This window comes from Streptomyces sp. MMCC 100, from assembly GCF_041538145.2.
GTDB lineage: Bacteria > Actinomycetota > Actinomycetes > Streptomycetales > Streptomycetaceae > Streptomyces.
The window spans coordinates 2,070,734-2,088,146 of the sequence record NZ_JBGORK020000001.1 but is presented as its reverse complement, the minus strand read 5'-3'; the positions used below and the strand labels follow the sequence as shown (position 1 = coordinate 2,088,146).

General features: G+C 73.5%; 21 protein-coding genes. 12 read left to right on the top strand and 9 right to left on the bottom strand.

Annotation, left to right across the window (positions count from 1 at the left end; genetic code table 11):
* Window positions 1–19 precede the first annotated feature (19 nt).
* Both ABS735_RS09610 and ABS735_RS09605 read left to right on the top strand, forming a co-directional pair.
* Entirely contained in the window at window positions 20–769 is a 750-nt protein-coding gene (locus ABS735_RS09610; protein ID WP_373906509.1) for a GntR family transcriptional regulator, read from the top strand.
* 22 nt (window positions 770–791) lie between these two features.
* Window positions 792–1,952 (top strand): type ISP restriction/modification enzyme, encoded by a 1,161-nt coding sequence (locus tag ABS735_RS09605; RefSeq protein ID WP_373906580.1) that lies wholly within the window; start codon window positions 792–794, stop codon window positions 1,950–1,952.
* A 198-nt stretch (window positions 1,953–2,150) separates the two neighbouring features.
* On the opposite strand, the gene ABS735_RS09600 is transcribed toward ABS735_RS09605, so the two are convergent.
* Entirely contained in the window at window positions 2,151–2,855 is a 705-nt protein-coding gene (locus ABS735_RS09600; protein ID WP_373906510.1) for a TetR/AcrR family transcriptional regulator C-terminal domain-containing protein, read from the bottom strand.
* 63 nt (window positions 2,856–2,918) lie between these two features.
* Here ABS735_RS09600 and ABS735_RS09595 point away from each other — a divergent pair, with 63 nt between their 5' ends.
* Complete coding sequence (locus tag ABS735_RS09595; protein WP_373906511.1) at window positions 2,919–3,881, top strand: ATP-binding cassette domain-containing protein; 963 nt, start codon at window positions 2,919–2,921, stop codon at window positions 3,879–3,881.
* Complete coding sequence (locus ABS735_RS09590; RefSeq protein ID WP_373906512.1) at window positions 3,878–4,693, top strand: ABC transporter permease; 816 nt, start codon at window positions 3,878–3,880, stop codon at window positions 4,691–4,693. Before ABS735_RS09595 ends, ABS735_RS09590 begins: the two co-directional genes overlap by 4 nt.
* Before the next feature lie 219 nt (window positions 4,694–4,912).
* Here ABS735_RS09590 and ABS735_RS09585 read toward each other — a convergent pair whose 3' ends face one another.
* Window positions 4,913–5,182, bottom strand: coding sequence for a hypothetical protein (locus tag ABS735_RS09585; RefSeq protein WP_373906513.1), 270 nt, complete (start codon window positions 5,180–5,182; stop codon window positions 4,913–4,915).
* Between the two features lie 115 nt (window positions 5,183–5,297).
* On the bottom strand, window positions 5,298–6,095 hold the full coding sequence (locus tag ABS735_RS09580) for an anti-sigma factor (protein WP_373906514.1): 798 nt from the start codon (window positions 6,093–6,095) through the stop codon (window positions 5,298–5,300).
* 11 nt (window positions 6,096–6,106) lie between these two features.
* Between ABS735_RS09580 and ABS735_RS09575 the strand changes: the two genes are divergently transcribed.
* Window positions 6,107–7,774, top strand: coding sequence for a serine/threonine-protein kinase (locus tag ABS735_RS09575; RefSeq protein ID WP_373906515.1), 1,668 nt, complete (start codon window positions 6,107–6,109; stop codon window positions 7,772–7,774).
* On the opposite strand, the gene ABS735_RS09570 is transcribed toward ABS735_RS09575, so the two are convergent.
* The gene (locus ABS735_RS09570; RefSeq protein WP_373906516.1) at window positions 7,744–8,550 is read right to left on the bottom strand and encodes an SGNH family lipase; all 807 of its coding nucleotides are present in this window, start codon (window positions 8,548–8,550) and stop codon (window positions 7,744–7,746) included. The two genes, ABS735_RS09575 and ABS735_RS09570, sit on opposite strands and share 31 nt — an antisense overlap.
* A 216-nt stretch (window positions 8,551–8,766) precedes the next feature.
* Between ABS735_RS09570 and ABS735_RS09565 the strand changes: the two genes are divergently transcribed.
* Complete coding sequence (locus tag ABS735_RS09565; protein WP_373906517.1) at window positions 8,767–9,861, top strand: DUF5925 domain-containing protein; 1,095 nt, start codon at window positions 8,767–8,769, stop codon at window positions 9,859–9,861.
* 49 nt (window positions 9,862–9,910) lie between these two features.
* Window positions 9,911–10,744 carry a DUF72 domain-containing protein gene (locus ABS735_RS09560; protein ID WP_373906518.1) on the top strand — a complete coding sequence of 278 codons (834 nt, stop codon included), beginning with the start codon at window positions 9,911–9,913 and terminating at the stop codon, window positions 10,742–10,744.
* On the opposite strand, the gene ABS735_RS09555 is transcribed toward ABS735_RS09560, so the two are convergent.
* Complete coding sequence (locus tag ABS735_RS09555) at window positions 10,735–11,100, bottom strand: GntR family transcriptional regulator (protein WP_373906519.1); 366 nt, start codon at window positions 11,098–11,100, stop codon at window positions 10,735–10,737. The genes ABS735_RS09560 and ABS735_RS09555 overlap by 10 nt on opposite strands.
* A gap of 71 nt (window positions 11,101–11,171) precedes the next feature.
* Between ABS735_RS09555 and ABS735_RS09550 the strand changes: the two genes are divergently transcribed.
* Both ABS735_RS09550 and ABS735_RS09545 read left to right on the top strand, forming a co-directional pair.
* Entirely contained in the window at window positions 11,172–12,098 is a 927-nt protein-coding gene (locus ABS735_RS09550) for a GNAT family N-acetyltransferase (RefSeq protein WP_373906520.1), read from the top strand.
* The gene (locus ABS735_RS09545) at window positions 12,079–12,567 is read left to right on the top strand and encodes a ribonuclease FAU-1 family protein (RefSeq protein ID WP_373906521.1); all 489 of its coding nucleotides are present in this window, start codon (window positions 12,079–12,081) and stop codon (window positions 12,565–12,567) included. The genes ABS735_RS09550 and ABS735_RS09545 overlap by 20 nt, the downstream gene beginning before the upstream one ends.
* A 12-nt stretch (window positions 12,568–12,579) precedes the next feature.
* On the opposite strand, the gene ABS735_RS09540 is transcribed toward ABS735_RS09545, so the two are convergent.
* The gene (locus tag ABS735_RS09540) at window positions 12,580–13,197 is read right to left on the bottom strand and encodes a class I SAM-dependent methyltransferase (protein ID WP_373906522.1); all 618 of its coding nucleotides are present in this window, start codon (window positions 13,195–13,197) and stop codon (window positions 12,580–12,582) included.
* A 151-nt stretch (window positions 13,198–13,348) separates the two neighbouring features.
* Here ABS735_RS09540 and ABS735_RS09535 point away from each other — a divergent pair, with 151 nt between their 5' ends.
* Entirely contained in the window at window positions 13,349–13,483 is a 135-nt protein-coding gene (locus tag ABS735_RS09535) for a hypothetical protein (protein WP_061445559.1), read from the top strand.
* Window positions 13,484–13,509: 26 nt separating this feature from the next.
* Here the strand turns inward: ABS735_RS09535 and ABS735_RS09530 are convergent, their stop codons facing one another.
* Window positions 13,510–13,986 carry a GNAT family N-acetyltransferase gene (locus tag ABS735_RS09530; RefSeq protein ID WP_373906523.1) on the bottom strand — a complete coding sequence of 159 codons (477 nt, stop codon included), beginning with the start codon at window positions 13,984–13,986 and terminating at the stop codon, window positions 13,510–13,512.
* 178 nt (window positions 13,987–14,164) lie between these two features.
* On the opposite strand from ABS735_RS09530, the gene ABS735_RS09525 reads away from it, so the two are divergent.
* Window positions 14,165–15,256 carry a lytic polysaccharide monooxygenase auxiliary activity family 9 protein gene (locus tag ABS735_RS09525; protein WP_373906524.1) on the top strand — a complete coding sequence of 364 codons (1,092 nt, stop codon included), beginning with the start codon at window positions 14,165–14,167 and terminating at the stop codon, window positions 15,254–15,256.
* Between the two features lie 126 nt (window positions 15,257–15,382).
* Here the strand turns inward: ABS735_RS09525 and ABS735_RS09520 are convergent, their stop codons facing one another.
* A complete protein-coding gene (locus ABS735_RS09520) occupies window positions 15,383–16,255 on the bottom strand; it encodes an esterase/lipase family protein (RefSeq protein ID WP_373906525.1) in 873 nt (290 codons plus the stop codon).
* Between the two features lie 180 nt (window positions 16,256–16,435).
* Window positions 16,436–16,882 carry a MarR family winged helix-turn-helix transcriptional regulator gene (locus ABS735_RS09515; protein WP_373906526.1) on the bottom strand — a complete coding sequence of 149 codons (447 nt, stop codon included), beginning with the start codon at window positions 16,880–16,882 and terminating at the stop codon, window positions 16,436–16,438.
* Between the two features lie 150 nt (window positions 16,883–17,032).
* On the opposite strand from ABS735_RS09515, the gene ABS735_RS09510 reads away from it, so the two are divergent.
* Window positions 17,033–17,407, top strand: coding sequence for a cupin domain-containing protein (locus ABS735_RS09510; RefSeq protein WP_373906527.1), 375 nt, complete (start codon window positions 17,033–17,035; stop codon window positions 17,405–17,407).
* The last annotated feature ends 6 nt before the right edge of the window (window positions 17,408–17,413 follow it).

Here is a 17,413-nt window from a genome sequence, read left to right as displayed (position 1 = left end):
CTACCGGTACGGATGGCCCGTGACCTCCTTCGCCCCGGACTCCATCGTCCTGAACCGCAAGCTGCCGCTCTGGTACCAGGTGTCGCAGTCGCTGCGCGCCTCGATACTCGGCCGCTCGCCCCGGGACCCGCTGCGCCTGCCCACCGAGGAGCAGTTGGCCGGGCACTACGGGGTGAGCGTGCTGACCATGCGGCAGGCGCTGAAGGAGCTGGAGGACGAGGGGCTGATCACCCGCCACCGCCGGCGGGGCACGTTCATCGAGCCGCACGCCCGCCGGGGCGCCCCGGTGCGGCTGCTCGGCTCGGTGGACGCGATCGTGGCGCAGCAGTCCGGCATGAAGGCGGAGCTGCTGAGCCACGGCACCGGCCCGGTGCCGTCCGAACTCGCCGAGTACTTCCCGGAGCTGCCGGAGGTGGCGACGTACCACCGGCTGCGCTGCGACGAGAAGACGGGCGAGCCGACCAACCACGCCCGCAACTACGTCCGTCCCGAGCTGGCCGGGCGCATCGACCTGGACGACCTCGCCCGGTGGCCGATGACGAAGGTGCTGCGGGACGTGGTGGGCACGGACATCAGCCGGATCACGGACACCGTCGAGGCGCGGCTCGCGGACCCGGAGACGGCGCGGCTGCTCGAAGTCCCGCTGCTCAGCCCGATCCTGCACTACACAGGCATCACCTACGACACCGCGGGGCGGGTGCTCGACGTGGCGGTCATCCACTACCGGGGCGACCGCTTCTCCTTCACGGTCACCCTGGATGCCACGTGAGGCCGCGGCGCCCCGTCGTACGATGCCCGGCGTGACGCACGACGACGCTCCGCCGCTGGCGGACCTCATGCCGTGGTCCGTCGCACCGCCGCGGCTCGGCCGGGGGTGGCCGGCGGCTCCCGACGCGGGGTCCCTGAAGGCCCGCTGGGACGCTCTGGTGAAGGCCGAAGGGCCCGACCGCGCGGCCCTGTTCGAGCCGACCCGCTCGCGCACCCCGTACTCGGCGGTGGGGCGGCTGCCGGGCGGCGCCGGGGGCACCGAGCGCCTGGCGCGCGCCTCGGGGCCCTGTCCGGAGCCGGTCCGGGTGCTGCGCGCGCCGTTCGACGAGCAGTGGCTGATCCCCGACCACCGGCTGATCGACGGGGCCCGTCCGGAGCTGTGGCGGGTGGCGGACGAGCGGCAGGTGTTCGTCGTGGAGGCGCCCGAGGCCGCCGGTGGGCCGCTGCTGCTCGCGACCTCGCTGCTGCCGCTGTTCGGCCCCGCCCGGATCCGCCCGCTGCACCGCCGTCCCGGCGGCGCGGAGCCCAACCTCGCCCCGGGGCTGCTGGACCATCTGGCCGCCCGCCTCGGCCTGCGCCCCGGCCCGCTGGACGTGCTCGCGTGGTCGGTGGCGGCCGTGCGGCCCGGCTCGCTGGTCCCGCTCACCGCGGACCCGACGGTGTGGGAGCGCGGCGTGGAACTGGGCCGGCGCGCCCTGTGGCTGATGCGCCGCGACGGAGAGCGTCCCAAGCTGCCCGGCGGCCGGCGCCCGTACGTCCGCGCCCCGCTGCCCCGGCGCCCGCTGACCCTGCGCTACGACCGGGACGAGGAGGCCCTCCTCCTGGACGAGGGCCGCGTCTCCCCCGTGCCGCCCGGGGCCTGGGACTTCGAGGTGGGCGGGGCCCGGGTGCTCGAGCAGTGGTTCGCGGCCCGAACGGCGGAGGGCGAGCCGGGCACACTGACGGCGATCCGTCCGGCCGGCTGGCCCCAGACCTGGACGTCCGAGCTGCTGGAGCTGATCACGGTGCTCGCACTGCTCGCCGAAGTGCGGGACCGGTGCCGGGAGTTGTCGGTCACGGCCGAGATCACCGCGACCGAGCTGCGCGAGGCGGGCGTGCTGCCGGTGTCCGGGGCGGCCCGTCGGCCGGCCTCCGTCCTGGACGACCGGGAGGAGGGTCCGGAGGGGCAGTTGGCACTGCTGTGACCGGTGGAGCCCCGGCTCACCCCGCGGCCCGGCTCCTGGCCCTGGTCAGGACGGCCCGGTCCCGGCCCCGGATCCGGCCCGGCGCGCCCTGCACCAATCTCGGATCCGGCCCGGCGCGCCCGGCACCGACCCCGGAGCCGGCCCGGCACGCCCGCGCCCCTGCCACGGCCCGGCCCTTGCCCCGGCCCGGTCCCGGGCTCAGGCGAACCCGTCCAGCACTCGCGTCAGCGCCCGCTCGAAGACCCCCTCCAGATCGATCGGTCCCGCGTCCTCGGCGAAGGACGCCGCCAGCCGCGGATAGGCGCCGCTCGCGACCTGCCTGCCGAGGTAGGCGATGCGCGCCGCGTTCTCCTGCTCCTCGGACCAGGGCAGCGAGCGGGTGCGCTCGACGGTGGCGATCTCATTGCTGACGTACGTCGTCACCACGCCGTTCACCATCGCGACCAGCTCCATCTTGGTGCCGTAGGGCGCCTCGAACGGGTCGAGGCAGGCCAGGCAGTGCTCCAGGTAGCGCAGGGCGTTGGGGCTGAAGCCGTAGACGGGTGACATCAGGCGGGGCAGCCAGGTGTGGCGGTGCATCAGGGCGCGGGTCTGGTGGGCCACCCGGATCATGTCCGCGCGCCAGTCGCCGCTGGGCTCCCACAGCTCGTGCTCGCCGCTGACCGCGTCCATCATCAGCTCGTACAGGTCCTCCTTGCGGGGGACGTAGTTGTAGAGCGACATGGTGCCGCAGCCCAGCTCGCCGGCGACGCGGCGCATCGAGACCGCGTCCAGGCCCTCGGCGTCGGCGATCCGCACCGCGGCGGCGGCGATGTCGGCGCGGGTGTACGCCGGTCTCGGCCCCCGGCCGGTGCGCTCGGGGCGCGACCAGATCACTTCGGGTACGGCCGCTCGGCCCGCCATCGTGCATCACCTCGGCCACCATCCTAGTTACGTACAGCGTACGTAGTGCGCTATGGTCGACTCATGACTACTACGTACGCTGTACTTAGAGAGGGTCTGGAGAAGCGCTTCGGCACCGTGCACGCGCTGCGCGGCCTGGATCTCGCGGTGGCCGAGGGCACGGTCTGCGGGCTGCTCGGGCCGAACGGGGCGGGCAAGACCACGGCGGTCCGGCTGCTGACGACGCTGCTGCGGCCGGACGCGGGGTCGGCGCGGGTCGCCGGGCACGACCTGGTGCGCGAGGCCGCCGCGGTCCGGCGCCGGATCGGGGTGACCGGGCAGTACGCGTCGGTGGACGGCGACCTCACCGGACGGCAGAATCTGCGGCTGTTCGCCCGGCTGCACCGAGTGCGGAACGCGGCGGCGCGGGCCGACGAGTTGCTGGACCGCTTCGGCCTGGCCGACGCCGCCGACCGGCCCGCCTCGACCCTGTCCGGCGGCATGCGCCGCCGCCTCGACCTGGCCGCGAGCCTCGTGCGCCGCCCCGACGTGCTGTTCCTGGACGAACCGACGACCGGGCTCGACCCGGCCAGCAGGAACCGGATCTGGGAAGCCGTGCGCGCTCTCAAGGCGGACGGCACCACCGTGCTGCTCACCACGCAGTACCTGGAGGAGGCCGACCGCCTGGCCGACGACATCGCCCTGGTGGACCGGGGCCGGGTCGCGCACACCGGGTCGCCGGCCGAACTCAAGGCGCTGGTGGGGGCCTACGCGGAGGCCGTCGTCGCGGACGCGGACGCCCTGACGCGGGCGGCGGCGGTCCTGGACCGGCTGACCGGCGCCGAGCCCGTGCTGGACCACGAGCGGCGCACCGCCGGCGCCGTCAGCACCGATCCGACGCTGACCCTGCCCCGCCTGGTGCGCGAACTCGACGCGGCGGGCGTGCCCCTGGTCGACGCGAGCCTGCGGCCGCCGACCCTCGACGACGTCTTCCTCCGCCTGACCGACGGCAACGGCCGCGACGACAGCAAGGAGCTGGTGGCATGAGCACGGTGACCACGGGGCCGAACGGCCCGGCGTACGGCCTGGCGCACGACGGGGCGGCCATGCTGGGCCGCCAGTTGCGGCGGGTCCGGAACAACCCGGGTCTGCTGATCCTCACCCAGACCATGCCGATCACGATGCTGCTGTTCTTCGGCTACGTCTTCGGCAGCGCGCTGGCGATGCCGGGCGAGCAGTACCGGTCCTTCCTGGTGCCGGGTCTGCTGGTCGCCACGGCCGCGAACGGCCTCATGACCGGCATGTTCCAGGCCGCCCAGGACACCCACCGGGGCGTGACGGACCGCCTGCGGACGCTGCCGGTGAGCCGGGCCGCCGTGCCGCTCGGGCAGTCGGTCGCCGACGTGCTCGTCACGGCCGCCGGGACGGTGCCCGTGCTGCTCGTCGGGCTCGCGGTGGGCTGGCGGGTGGAGGGCGGCGCGCTCGGCGCGGTGGGTGCGGTGGCGCTGTTGCTGCTGTTCCGGTTCGCGACGACGTGGATCGGGATCTTCCTGGGGCTGCTCACCCGCGACGAGGAGGCCGCCGGTCAACTGGGCGGCGCGACCTTCATCCTTCCGTTGCTGTCCAACGCGTACATCCCGACCGACGGACTGCCGGGCTGGCTGCGCACGGTCGCGGAGTGGAATCCGATCAGCGCGGTGACCACGGCGCTGCGGGACCTCTTCGGCAACGCGCCCGCGCCCAACGGGGCGGCCTGGCCGGTGACGCACCCCGTGGCCGGATCGCTCGCCTGGTGCGCGGTGCTGCTCGCGGTGTTCGTCCCGCTCGCCGTGCGCCGGTACGCGCACGGGGCCCGCTGAGCGGGCCGGAGGGCGTCACCGCCGGTGGGGAGACGGCGGAACGAAGACGCGGAACGGGCACGTGAGAACGCGTACGGGACGGGGCGTACGGGGTCGGGTCGGGTCTACCGGGGACGGCCCGCGCTCGGGGAGCACACCGGGGCGCCGCTGCGTGCCGTGGGGATGACGGACGAGTGCCGCGGCGCCGCGCCGGGAGGTGTGACCACCGGCGCGCGGGCCTCAGTTGCCGCCGAACAGCGAACGGCGCAGTCGACGCAGCGGCGCGAACAGCGAGACCCGGCGCACCCGGGCGCCCCTGTTGCTGCGCTGATGCGCGGGCTCACGCGCGGTCAGCTCGCGCATCAGCGACGTCGCCTCCACGGTCTCCCGCGGCGGGAGGGCAGGCCCTCCGAGTACCGCGAGATGACGGTCGAGGCGCGAGCTGGTCGCGCTGCTCCCGCAGGTGATCGCAGGGACCCTTGCCCTGCTGCGCACTGTTATCTGTTCCATGTCACTCCCCACCCGTACGAGTCCACCCGGCCCGGGCAGGGTAACCCTATCGCCCCGGTACGGCATGCGTGTATCGCGGTCACAGGATTCACCTTCCCCGTAAGAGGGTTGACGATTACTCTCCGAATCCGACAGATTCCAGGGCGAGTTGGACAACCGGCTCACTCGTCGGCGGGGCCGACCCCCCGGCGGGCTCGACCGTCACCGCGCGTGATGTGGCGGAGCGGCTCAGGCCGGACGCGATCAGGGGCGTGTCGCCGTCGAAGAGCCCGAGGGAGCGCGGCTCGGCGCCGGGGCGCATCAGCCACAGTCGGCGCACGCGGTCGCCCGACGGCTCGCCGTACCCGCTCAGGGTGACCACCGCGCGCCCCTCGGACGCGGAGGCGACCACTGCGACACCGCGGCCCCGCTCGTCCGCGCCCCTGGTGGCGCGGGCGTCCGGAGCCGCCAGAACGTGGGCGATCTCACGTGCCCGGTCCCGTGCGACGTCCAGCTCGTCCTGGGTGCGGCCCGCCTGCACGGCGAAGAGCGAGGCGACCACGAGCGCCGCGGCGGCCGTCACCGTGGCGAACGGCACGAGCAGGGAGCGCGGCCGGTACCCGCGGGAGCGCTCGGCGTCCGGCCGGCCGCCCCGGACGTGGGCCGGCAGCCGCAGGGCGGCCCCGGTCGAGGGCGCGGGCTCCTGCACGGTGCTGCTCACGGCGGCCAGGACCCGCTCGCGCAGGGCGGGCGGCGCGGGGGCGGCCGTGGACCAGGCCGGCCCGACGGCGCCCTCGGACAGCGCCCGGACTTCGGCGGCGCAGCGCTCACGGACGGCCCGAAAACGCCGGTCGTCGGGGCCGGATCCGTTCCAGGGGGCCGCATCCACACCGGGTTGGGCTACTTTGTGGAGTGTCCGCACGCGCGACGTCATAGGGGGCGACCGTGTCCGGAGAACCCGCCGGTGAGCGTGTGATCGCCGGTCGTTACCGTCTCCTGTCCCCGCTCGGCGAAGGCGGCATGGGCACCGTGTGGCGCGCCCGCGACGAGGTGCTGCACCGCGAGGCCGCCGTCAAGGAGGTGCGCGCCCCCGCCGGGTTGCCCGAGGCCGACGTCCGGCGGATGTACGCCCGGCTGGAGCGCGAGGCGTGGGCCGCCGCCCGGATCTCCCACCCCAACGTGGTCACGGTGTACGACGTGGCCACCGACGGCGACCGGCCCTGGATCGTGATGGAGCTGGTCCGCGGGCTGTCCCTGGCCGATCTGCTGGACGCGGAGGGCCCGCTGGAGCCGGTGCGCGCCGCGCTGATCGGGGCGGAGGTGCTGGCAGCGCTGCGGGCCGCGCACGCCGCCGGGGTGCTGCACCGGGACGTGAAGCCGGCCAACGTGCTGCTGGCGAACGACGGCCGGGTGGTGCTCACCGACTTCGGGATCGCCCGGGTCGAGGGCAGCGCGGCGCTGACCATGACCGGCGAGGTGATCGGCTCCCCCGAATTCCTCGCACCGGAACGGGCGTTGGGCCGCACGCCCGGTCCCGAGTCCGACCTGTGGTCGCTGGGTGTGCTGCTGTACGCGGCGGTGGAGGGTGCCTCGCCGTTCCGTCAGGACACTCCCCTGAGCACGCTGCGGGCGATCGTCGACGAGGAGTTGCCGCCGCCGCACCGGGCGGGTGCGCTCGCGCCGGTCGTCGAAGGCCTGCTGCGCAAGGATCCGGCCGAGCGGCTCCCGGCGGAGCGGGCCGAGCGGGAGTTGCGGCTCGTGGGCGCCGGCGGGACTCCGTCCGGCCAGGGTGGTCCGCGCGGCGGCGCGGCACCGTCCGGCGCGTACGCCCCGACGGTCGTGGCCCGTCAGGGGCCGCCCACCGCACCGACGCCGCCGATGCCCGTGCCGGCGACCGGGGGCACGTCGGTACCCGGTGCGCCCGGGGGCCGGGGCCGGCGGGCGCGGGCCGTGCTGGTGGCCGGGCTGGCCGTGCTCGTACTGGCGCTGGCCGGGCTGGCGTACGTACTGCTGGACCGCTCGGACGGGGGTGCGGGGGCGGAGGGTTCGGGCGGCAGCGGGGATACGGGGGCCACGTCGGCGGCGACGGGCGGGAGCGGGGCGGAGCCGAGCCCGTCGGCGTCCTCCGAGAGCGCCGGCGGGGAAAGCGACGGGCCGAGCAGTACCGCGCCGCAGTCGGTGAAGGTGTCCGTGGTGGGCTCGCGCACCGACTACTCGGGGACCTGCCCCCCGCCGCACGACCGGGCACCCGTCTTCACGGCGACCTTCACGGTGGGGCGGCTGCCCGCGGAGGTCGGCTACCGCTGGGTGACCGCGGACGGGTCGGTCTCCGACCCGGGGTGGCGGACGCTGTCCTTCCCGTCGGGCGGCGACCGCTCGCGCCGGGACACCGTGGTGGTGACGACGCACGACGACGACGGCGCGTTCGAGAGCGCCGTCCGCGTGGAGGTGCGGACTCCGGTGCGGGCCACGTCGAACGCGGTGGCGTTCTCGGTGACCTGCGGGACCGGAACGGAGACGGAGACCCCGACGGGCGGGGCCTCCCCCTCCTCCTCTTCTCCTTCTTCTCCTTCCGCCTCGGGTCAGGCGGCGCCGTTGAGGACCGGCAGGTAGCCGCCGGACTGGCCGGCCGCGGTGGGGTGGTACGACTCGCCGATGTTCAGCCAGTTGACGCTGTGCAGCCAGGGACTGCCGGAGCACAGTTCGTGGCCGGTGAAGGTGGTGCGGACGTCGCCGAAGGTGAAGCCGTGGGCGGCGACGCGCTGGGCGATGACGGTGTTGAGGTGGTCGGAGGCGTTGTTGATCGCCTTCCGCTTGGTCTCGGACAGGCCGAGGCAGGTGGTGCCGAGCTTGTAGAAGCGCGGGTAGCCGATGACGACGACGTGGGCGTTCGGGGCCTTGTCGCTGATCGCCGAGTAGACGCCGTCGAGCTTGCCGGGCAGCGTCGAGTCGACGTACGCCTCCGCCGTGGCGATCCGCGACAGGCAGGAGCTGTCGGACTGGAGCACACACGTCGTCATGACGTCGGCGAAGCCCGCGTCGTTGCCGCCGATGCTGATCGAGACGAGGCCGGTGCTGGAGCTGAGCGGGCCGAGCTGTCCGGCGAGAACATCACCCGTACGGGCGCCGGAGCAGGCGGTGAAGTCGAACGTGGAGGGTGCGTGGGCGGCCGCCCACAGGTACGGGTGGGAATTCGTACTGCGCTTGCAGTCGCCGCTCGAGCTGATATAGCTGCCCGCTCCGACCCCGGAGGAGTAGGAGTCGCCGAGGGCCACATAGCCGTCGGCTGCGGCGGGTTGGGCCGCCTGGGCGGTCGCGGCCCCGGTGAGGGCTGCGCCGGCGGCGAGGAGGAGTGAACTCAGGAAGCCGACAAGTCGGGAACGTCTCATGGAACCTCCCTTAGCAGGATTGCTGCCACAACCGTGGTAGCGGCTACGCGCGTTGACTGGAAGTGTCCATGCCAAGGAATGGCTGACACTCGTTCAAATTCGGACGAAAGTCGGGGGCGAGGGCGACCGATGGGGGCCGGCGCCTCGAGCGTCCGTGCCGCGCGCGTGCCCGGGAAAGCGGGTGCACGCGGCGGCCGGGTGCCGGATCATGGCGGCATGTCCGTGAACCCGCACGAAGTCCTGCCGATCCGGCTCAACGTGGACGACAGCGACTCCCCGTCCGATGTCGTCGACGCGCTGTTCCTCGGCCGTTTCGCCACGGGTGAGCAGCCGTACTCGCACGCGGCGAACATCGACCGCGTACGGTCCGGTGCCACGCTGCTGCCGCCCGGCGCGCGCGTGCTGCGGATCGCCCGCGACGACGACCGCAGCGCGACGCTGGCGGAGGGCGACGGCTGGACGCTGCTGATCTCGCGCTGGAGCCGGGGCGCCGACGTCACGGTGACGGCGACCAGCGCCGACCTGGCCGAGAAGGTGCTCGGCGAGGCGACGGACGGGGCGGCGGACGAGCCCGAGCCGCAGCCGGAGAACGTGACGATGGGCTTCTGGTACGTCTCCCCGCGGCGCGGCCCGCACCGCACCACCCGCCAGATCGCCGCGGGCACCTGGGACGAGGTCCGGGCCAACTACACGGCACCGGTCGCGGAGGCGATGGACGGGCTGATGAAGACGACGCCCGAGGACATCGCGGGCCGGCTGCTGCTCCTGCACGGGCCGCCGGGCACCGGCAAGACCTCCGCGCTGCGCACGCTGGCCCGCTCCTGGCGGGACTGGTGCCAGGTGGACTGCGTCCTCGACCCGGAGCGGCTCTTCTCCGACGTCGGCTATCTGATGGACATCGCCATCGGCGAGGAGGACGCGGCGGGCAAGGGCCGCTGGCGGCTGCTGCTCCTGGAGGACTGCGACGAACTGATCCGCGGGGAGGCCAAGCACACGGCGGGCCAGGCGCTCTCCCGGTTGCTGAACCTCACCGACGGACTCCTCGGACAGGGCCGCAACGTCCTGGTCGGCGTCACGACCAACGAGGACCTGGAGCGCCTGCACCCCGCCGTCGTCCGTCCCGGCCGCTGCCTGGCCCGCATCGAGGTCGGCCCGCTCACCCGCCGGGAGGCGGTGGACTGGCTCGGCACCGAGGAAGGGGTCGGCCGCGAGGGCGCCACCCTGGCGGAGCTGTTCGCGCTGCGCCGGGGCACCTCGCCGACCGCGCTTCCGGAGCCGCGGGCGGGCACGGAGGCCGGGCTGTACCTGTAGCCCGTCGTCCGGCAGCCCGGTATCCGCGGCGCGGTGCTTTGATGAGGGTATGACCCTGTTCGTCGGCACGTCGGGCTGGCAGTACCGGGACTGGCGGGAGGCCTTCTACCCGCCCGGTCTGCCGGTCCGGCTCTGGCTGGAGCGCTACGCGGCCGCCTTCGCGACGGTCGAGATCAACAACGCCTTCTACCGCCTGCCCACCCGGGAGACGTTCGCGACGTGGCGCGAACGCGTCCCGCCGGATTTCACGGTCGCGGTCAAGGCGAGCCGCTACCTGACGCACATCAAACGCCTGCGCGACCCGGCGGAACCGGTCGACCGCCTGATGACCCACGCGGCCGGGCTGGGCGACCGCCTCGGCCCGGTCCTGCTGCAACTACCGCCGACGCTGCGCGCCGACCCGGCCCTCCTGGACACCTGCCTCGCCTGCTTCCCGCCCGGCACCCGGGTCGCGGTGGAACCCCGGCACGAGTCGTGGTGGACACCCGAGATCCGCGAGGTCCTCGTGTCCCGGCACGCGGCCCTGTGCTGGGCGGACGTCCGGTCCCGCCCGGCCACCCCGCTGTGGCGCACCGCCGACTGGGGCTACGTCCGCTTCCACGAGGGCCGAGCCGCGGCCTGGCCGCGCTACGGCCGCCGGTCACTGGCGACGTGGCTCGAGCGCATCGCGACGACCTGGCCGAACACCAGCGACGTATACACCTACTTCAACAACGACCCGAACGCGGCGGCGGTGCGAGACGCACAGGTCTTCGCCGAACTGGCCCGCGCCGCGAACCTGACGGTCACCAGAACGCCGCCAGGAGCGCGGGGAACTGCGCGACAAGCCACAACGCACCCGCAGCCGGGGAACAGCCCGAACCCGAACGGCGCTCACCCGTAAGCCGCCCGCAGGGCATCCCGCACCGCCCCCAACGCCTCCCCCTCCGTCACCCCGAGCCGCCGAGCCCGCTCGGCGTAACTCTGCGCCGCGGAGGCAACCTCCCGCTCCGCCGCGGAGCCCGCGGCAGCGACCACCGTTCCGTTGCGCCCCCGCGTCTCGATCACCCCGTCCGCCTCCAGCGCCCGGTACGCCTTGGCGACCGTGTTCGCGGCGAGCCCGAGGGACTCGGCCAGTCCGCGCACGGTGGGCAGCCGGTAGCCGACCGGCAGGGCGCCCGACCGGGCCTGTTCGGAGATCTGCGCGCGCACCTGCTCGTAGGGCGGCGTGCCGTCGTCGATACGGATCTTCAAGGTCACCCGGTGATTGTCCCGTATCCGCGGGAAAATGAGAGGCACCGGACCGCCCGTCAGCCGTAGCGTGCGCCCCCATGACCGTTCTCGTACGCGACCTGCGTCCCGACGACCCGGCCGATGTCGCGGCCTTCGCCCATGTCCGCCATCGCGCCCTGCCGTTCATCCTGTGGACGCCCGAAGGCGTCGTGCACCGACTCGTCCACACCCACCCGGACGCCCGGAGCCGGTCCCTGGTCGCGGAGGAGGACGGTGAGGTGATCGGCACGGCCCAGATCGGACTGGTGCACGACAGCCCGGAGCCCGGTCAGGCCTTCCTGAACGTCTACGTCGACCCGCAGCGGCTGCGGCACGGCGCCGGCGGCCTGCTGGTGCGTACGGCGGAGGAGCACCTGACCGGCGAGGGCGCGACGAAGCTGTACTCCTGGGTGCTGGACGGGCCCGCCAACCTGGCCTTCGCCGCGCGGCACGGCTACGAACGGCGGCGGGCCGCGTACTTCCTCCGGCTGGACCTGTCGAACGCCGCGCTGCCACCCCTGTGGTCCCCTCCCCCGGGTGTCGAGCTGTGCACCGCCGCCCACTTCGCGGACGACCCCCGGCCCATGTTCGAGCTGGACGCGGAGACGGTCGCGGACGAACCGGGCGACGTCGACATCGAGTTCACGGACTACGAGACCTGGCTGGCGGAAACCTGGCGGCACCCGCTGCTCAACCGGGAGCTGACCACCGTCGCGGTCGTCGACGGCCGCCCGGCCGCCTTCAGCGTCGCCTACACCGACGGCACCCGGTACTCGACCGCGATGACGGGCACGGTCCGTGCCCAGCGCGGCCGGGGCCTGGCCAAACTCGCCAAGACCGACTCCCTGCACCGGGCCCGCGCGGCCGGGTACACGGAGGCGCTCACCGGCAACGACACCGACAACGGCCCGATGCTCGCCATCAACAAGTGGCTCGGCTACGAGATCTGCGCGACGGAGGTGTGCCATGTCCGCGAACTCGGCTGAGTTGAGCGTCGCACTGGTCAAGGCGGGCCGTACGAAGATCCGGTACGCGGCCACGCTGCTGCACGACGACGGCACCCGCCTCGCCGTCCGCGCCCCCTGGGCCGGTGACGGGGTGCGCGACTTCGGCTTCGTGCGCTTCGAGGCCGGGGACGTCTTCACCGAGTACTACTGGCGCGACCGGTGGTACTCGGTGAAGGAGGTCCGCACGGCGACCGGTGTGCTGAAGGGCTGGTACTGCGACGTCACCCGCCCCGCCGTCCTGACCGGCACCGAACTGGTCGTCGAGGACCTCGACCTGGACCTGTGGCGCTCCGCCGACGGCACGGACGTACGGCGGCTCGACGAGGACGAGTTCGCCGAGAGCGGGCTGGCGGACCGGGATCCGCGGGCCGCTGCCGCCGCCGTGGCCGCAGTGGACGAACTGGAGCGGCTGGCCCGCGGGGACGGCTTCACCGGCCTGCTCGAATAGCGCACCGCCCGGTCATCCGTACGTCGCCACCACCGCGTAGCGCTGGTCCGTCACCTCCCTGCCCCACAACGACGCGTCGCCCGACAGCCGCTCCACGCGGGTCTGCCCGGCGAGCGGGCCGAGCAGGGCGGTGAGCCGGTCGGCGGGTATGCCGACCGGGGTGACGCTCCCCCACACGCCCTCGACCAGGACCAGCCGTCCTCCGGGGCGCAGCAACTGCCGCCAGTGCCGCAGGACCCGGCCGGGGTCGGGCAGCGTCCACAGCACGTGCCGGACCAGCACGGCGTCGAAGCGCTGCTCGCCCACGGGCGGTGCCGCCGCGTCACCGGTGAGGAACACCGCGTCACGACCGGCGAGTTTGGTCCTGGCCAGCTCCACCATGGCCGGGGAGAGGTCGACGCCGGTGACGCGGTGGCCCTGCTCGGCCGCGAGGAGTGACAGGCTGCCGGTGCCGCAGCCCAGGTCGAGGAGGTCGCCGGGCCGCTGCGGCAGCCAGGAGGCCAACCGGGCGGCCCAGGCCCGGCGTACATCCGCGTCGCGCAGACCGTGGTCCGGCTCGTCGTCGAAGGAGGCGGCCAGCGCGTCCCAGTCGACACCCGGCGCGGTCGCTTCGTCACTGTTCTCACTCATGCGCCCAGGGTGACAGCCGCCACTGACAACGGAGTCGGGGCGCGGGAACGTGACAACCGCCACTGACAGGGACGCATCGATGAGTGAGTCTCGGGGAAAGGGTCTACCTCCGTGAGAACGCGGAACCCGGTGGATCCGTAAGGAGGCAGCCATGCGCCGTCTGACCGTGCAGAAGCCCCTGAAGAAGACCGATGCCCGCCGAGTCCGCGAGGAGGCCGACGAGCGCCCTTCGGGGCGCCCGGAGGTCCGCAAGGACATCGCGCGCACCTGGTGGCCGGAGAGCTGACCGGGCAGGGCAGGCCATGAGACGCCTCAGAGCAGCCGCTTGCGGTAGTGGACGCGGTCGTAGGGCCCGTCCACTCGGCGTTCCACGACTTCGTACCCGTACCTCGGGTAGATCTCCTGGTTCTCCCACATCATCGAGTTCGTGAAGAGCCTGACCTCGGGCAGGCCCAGTGCACGCGCGTGTGCGTCCACGAACCGCAGCAGCCGCCGCCCCACGCCCCTGCCGTGCGCGTCGGGGTGGACGGCGATGCTGTCGAGGAAGAGATGGTCCGCACACTCCTCCAGGACCACGAGTCCCACGAGGTCCCCGAGTTCCGCGGAGCCCGTGCCGGGCTCGTCCGTGACGTACACCTTCCCCGCCGCCACGTTCGCCGCGTGGTCCGCCTCCATGGGCTGCGGCACCACCCCGATGCGCTTCACGTAGGGGCGGTACGCGGCGTCGGTCACCGCCTTGACCGCCGGCACGTCCGAGGTGACCGCCGGCCGGATCCGCTCTCGTTCCATGCCGCGAACGGTAGCTACCTCAGCCCAGCCTGAGCACTCCCTTAACGCGACCATAAGGATCTCCGTCACCCGTCTCCAGCAGGCGATTTCGGGGGCTCCTGGGGCTAGCTTGCTGATCAACCCCACGGGTTCCGGCCCGAGTTCCCCAGTCCCCCGTGACCGTTTCGAGGAGTTCCGCATGCCCGCACCGTCCGTGCCCCGCAGGGCCGCAGCCGTCGCCGTCGCCGGTCTCGCCCCGCTCGCCCTGACCACGTTGGCCGCCGCCCCCGCGTCGGCGCACGGCTCGATGGGCGACCCGGTCAGCCGGGTGTCGCAGTGTCACGCCGAGGGGCCCGAGAATCCGAAGTCGGCCGCGTGCCGGGCGGCGGTCGCGGCGGGTGGCACCCAGGCGCTCTACGACTGGAACGGCATCCGCATCGGCAACGCCGCCGGCAAGCACCAGGAACTGATCCCGGACGGCAAGCTGTGCAGCGCCAACGACCCGGCCTTCAAGGGCCTGGACCTGGCCCGCGCCGACTGGCCGGCGACCGGCGTGAGCAGCGGCTCGTACACCTTCAAGTACCGCGTGACGGCCCCGCACAAGGGCACCTTCAAGGTGTACATCACCAAGCCCGGCTACGACCCGTCGCAGCCGCTCGGCTGGGGCGACCTGGACCTGTCCGCCCCGGTGGCGACCTCCACCGACCCGGTCGCCTCGGAGGGCTTCTACACCTTCTCCGGCACGCTGCCCGAGCGGTCCGGCAAGCACCTGCTGTACGCGGTGTGGCAGCGCTCGGACAGCCCGGAGGCGTTCTACTCCTGCTCGGACGTCTCCTTCGGCGGCAGCAGCGGCAGCAGCGGCAATGGTGGCAATGGTGGCAGCAACAGCAGCGACGGCAGCGGCACGGCCGGTGGCGCCGCCCCGGCGCCGGAGGCCTCCGCGCCGTCCGAGGAGCAGATCGCGGCCGCGGCCGACAAGTCGACGATCGAGCACCACGGTCACGGCGACCAGGACGCGGAGACCACCGCGGACCCGACGGATCCGGCGGCCCCGGCGGACCCCCCGGCCGCCCCGGACGAGGCGTCGTCCGGCCCGGAGACCGAGGCGGCCGGTGAGCCCAACCAGGTCAAGGCCGCCGGCGGGGGCACCGAGAACCTCGCCGAGACCGGCGGCGACAGCAGCACGCCCTACCTCGCCGTCGGCGGCGCTGCCGCCCTGGCACTCGGCGCGGCCGCCCTGTTCGCGTCGGTCCGCCGGCGCGCGGCGACCGGTGGCCGGCACGGCGGCTGACGCGGAGCACGGGGGAACGCGGGGGAACGCGGGGGAACGCGGGGGAACGCGGGGGAACGCGGGGTCCGTCCGGCGGCTCAGGCCGGGCGGGCCCCGCGTGGTGCGCGCCGGAGCGCCGGGTCACCGTCAGCCGAAGACCGAGGCGCAGGTGGTGGGCGTGGCGTGCGCCGGGTCCAGGGCGTTGGTCACCTCGTGGAAGGCGATCCGGTCGAACAGCCCGACCGCCAGGTGCTCGGAGAGGTCGAGCGGGCACAGGTCCTGCAACAGGACGTTGCGCACCCCGGGACCGTCGAGGAACTGGCTGCGGTACGGCGTGACCACCTCGTCGTACTTCGTGGCGAGGACGGTGTAGCGCACACCGGGCACGGTGTCGCCGCCCGCGTTGAGCTTGGTGAGGACGTCGGAGCCGACGACCTGGTCGGCGAGGGCGGGAGTGTGCTCGTTCAGCAGGTCCCCGACGCCGGGGAAGTACGGCAGCAGGTTGGTGAGGCCGGACAGCGTGGTGCCGTGGTTGCTGGGCGCGATGCCGACCAGGGCGTTCACCTTGTCGGCCCCGCCGAGGAACCTGAGGTAGTAGCGGGGCATCATGCCGCCCTGCGAGTGGCCGACGAGGTCGGTCTCGGCGGCGCCGGTCGCGGTGAGCACCTTGTCGACGTAGGCGGCCAGTTGCTCCGCCGACTTCTCGACCGGGCCGAGTCCGTTGAAGAGCGGGACGCCGGGCAGTTGGCCGTAGTCGAGGGAGAAGACGCAGTAGCCGCGGTTCTCGAGGTAGGGCGCGAGACTCAGCCAGTTGTCGACGGAGTTCCCGAAGGTGCCGTGGACCAGGACGACGGGGCGGGGATGGGCGGCGGAGGGCTTGCAGGTGTAGTCGTTCCAGCCGGAGCCGGGACGCACGTCCGTGGCGGGGGCTGCGGTGGCGGTGACGGCGGGGAACAGGGCGACCGCGGCGGTCAGCAGCAGCGCGGTCAGTGGTCTGAGCACTCGACTCCAGGGCAGCATCGGGTGATCTCCTTGCGGATCGGGGGAGTTGCGACGGCAGGGATGCCCTGTGATCCGGATCACGGGATGCTGTTCACTCGTCAAGTTACGGGCGAGTAGTGCAAGTGTGAAGTTACGCGTCAGTAAAAACTTCCAGTGATAACCGGTGCCGTCGACGCCGCAGGTGATAGAGGGCCGGGTTCACCAGGCGGGCCGGATCGGCCCGCCCGGGGCCACGCGCAGCAGGCTGTCGCGCAGCGCACGCACCCCGTCCTCGCCGAGCACGTCGGCCCACGCGCCCACGGCCTCCGCGGCCGCCTCCTCCGCGGCCCGCGTGCAGGCCCACCCCGCCTCGGTCAGCACGACCAGCCGGGCACGGGCGTCGGCGGGATGCGGCCTGCGCTCGACGTAGCCCTTGCGGACCAGCTCCTCGACGAGCTGGGCGGCCGCCTGCTTGGTCACCCCGAGGTGTGCGGCCAGACCGGCGGCCGTCGCGCCGTCCGGGGCGAGCCGGGCGAAGGCGAAACCGTGCGCGGGCCGCACCCCCTCGAAGCCGCGGGCGACGACACCCTCGTGGATGCGCTGCGTGAGCCCGCCGGCCGCGGCGAGCAGGGCGGCGGTCAGGGCCATGGCATCGGAGTTCTGCACGGGGGCATTGAAACACCCTTGACGCATTGGACAAGCAGCTTGACCATAAGAGTCGACCAAGTAGACAAGTAGCTTGTCCATATGGCCGCGGAGGCACGCGGAGGCACGCCCCCCGTAGATCGATCGGCCATGGACAGAGAGGAGCCCACCATGCCCGTCGTCCGCTCGTCCGAGGGCGTCACCCACGAGATCCACGGCGCCCGTTTCGTCTCGTACGCCGGCCCCCGTGCCGGCAGCAAGGAGCTGTGCGCCTGGCGGGGCGAGATCCCGGCGGGCACGAAGGCGCCCGCGCACACCGTCGACCGGGAGGAGATATTCCACCTGCTCACCGGCGAGTTGCTGATCACCCTCGACGGCCGCACCGAGCACGTCACCGCGGGCGACACCGTGATCATCAACGCGGGGGCGACCCTCGCCGTCGAGAACCCCACCGACCGGACCGCGACCTCCTGGGTCACCACCTCCGTCGGCCTGACGGCGGAGCTGGCCGACGGCACCCGCCTCACTCCCCCGTGGGCCAACTAGGGCCCG

Coding starts and splice junctions, on each gene's coding strand:
- ABS735_RS09600 (WP_373906510.1), bottom strand. CDS start 2,855: ATGGCGGGCCGAGCGGCCGTACCCGAAGTGATCTGGTCGCGCCCCGAG.
- ABS735_RS09540 (WP_373906522.1), bottom strand. CDS start 13,197: ATGAGTGAGAACAGTGACGAAGCGACCGCGCCGGGTGTCGACTGGGAC.
- ABS735_RS09585 (WP_373906513.1), bottom strand. CDS start 5,182: ATGGAACAGATAACAGTGCGCAGCAGGGCAAGGGTCCCTGCGATCACC.
- ABS735_RS09580 (WP_373906514.1), bottom strand. CDS start 6,095: ATGACGTCGCGCGTGCGGACACTCCACAAAGTAGCCCAACCCGGTGTG.
- ABS735_RS09510 (WP_373906527.1), top strand. CDS start 17,033: ATGCCCGTCGTCCGCTCGTCCGAGGGCGTCACCCACGAGATCCACGGC.
- ABS735_RS09560 (WP_373906518.1), top strand. CDS start 9,911: ATGACCCTGTTCGTCGGCACGTCGGGCTGGCAGTACCGGGACTGGCGG.
- ABS735_RS09570 (WP_373906516.1), bottom strand. CDS start 8,550: ATGAGACGTTCCCGACTTGTCGGCTTCCTGAGTTCACTCCTCCTCGCC.
- ABS735_RS09605 (WP_373906580.1), top strand. CDS start 792: ATGCCCGGCGTGACGCACGACGACGCTCCGCCGCTGGCGGACCTCATG.
- ABS735_RS09595 (WP_373906511.1), top strand. CDS start 2,919: ATGACTACTACGTACGCTGTACTTAGAGAGGGTCTGGAGAAGCGCTTC.
- ABS735_RS09545 (WP_373906521.1), top strand. CDS start 12,079: ATGTCCGCGAACTCGGCTGAGTTGAGCGTCGCACTGGTCAAGGCGGGC.
- ABS735_RS09525 (WP_373906524.1), top strand. CDS start 14,165: ATGCCCGCACCGTCCGTGCCCCGCAGGGCCGCAGCCGTCGCCGTCGCC.
- ABS735_RS09590 (WP_373906512.1), top strand. CDS start 3,878: ATGAGCACGGTGACCACGGGGCCGAACGGCCCGGCGTACGGCCTGGCG.
- ABS735_RS09535 (WP_061445559.1), top strand. CDS start 13,349: ATGCGCCGTCTGACCGTGCAGAAGCCCCTGAAGAAGACCGATGCCCGC.
- ABS735_RS09520 (WP_373906525.1), bottom strand. CDS start 16,255: ATGCTGCCCTGGAGTCGAGTGCTCAGACCACTGACCGCGCTGCTGCTG.
- ABS735_RS09530 (WP_373906523.1), bottom strand. CDS start 13,986: ATGGAACGAGAGCGGATCCGGCCGGCGGTCACCTCGGACGTGCCGGCG.
- ABS735_RS09565 (WP_373906517.1), top strand. CDS start 8,767: ATGTCCGTGAACCCGCACGAAGTCCTGCCGATCCGGCTCAACGTGGAC.
- ABS735_RS09550 (WP_373906520.1), top strand. CDS start 11,172: ATGACCGTTCTCGTACGCGACCTGCGTCCCGACGACCCGGCCGATGTC.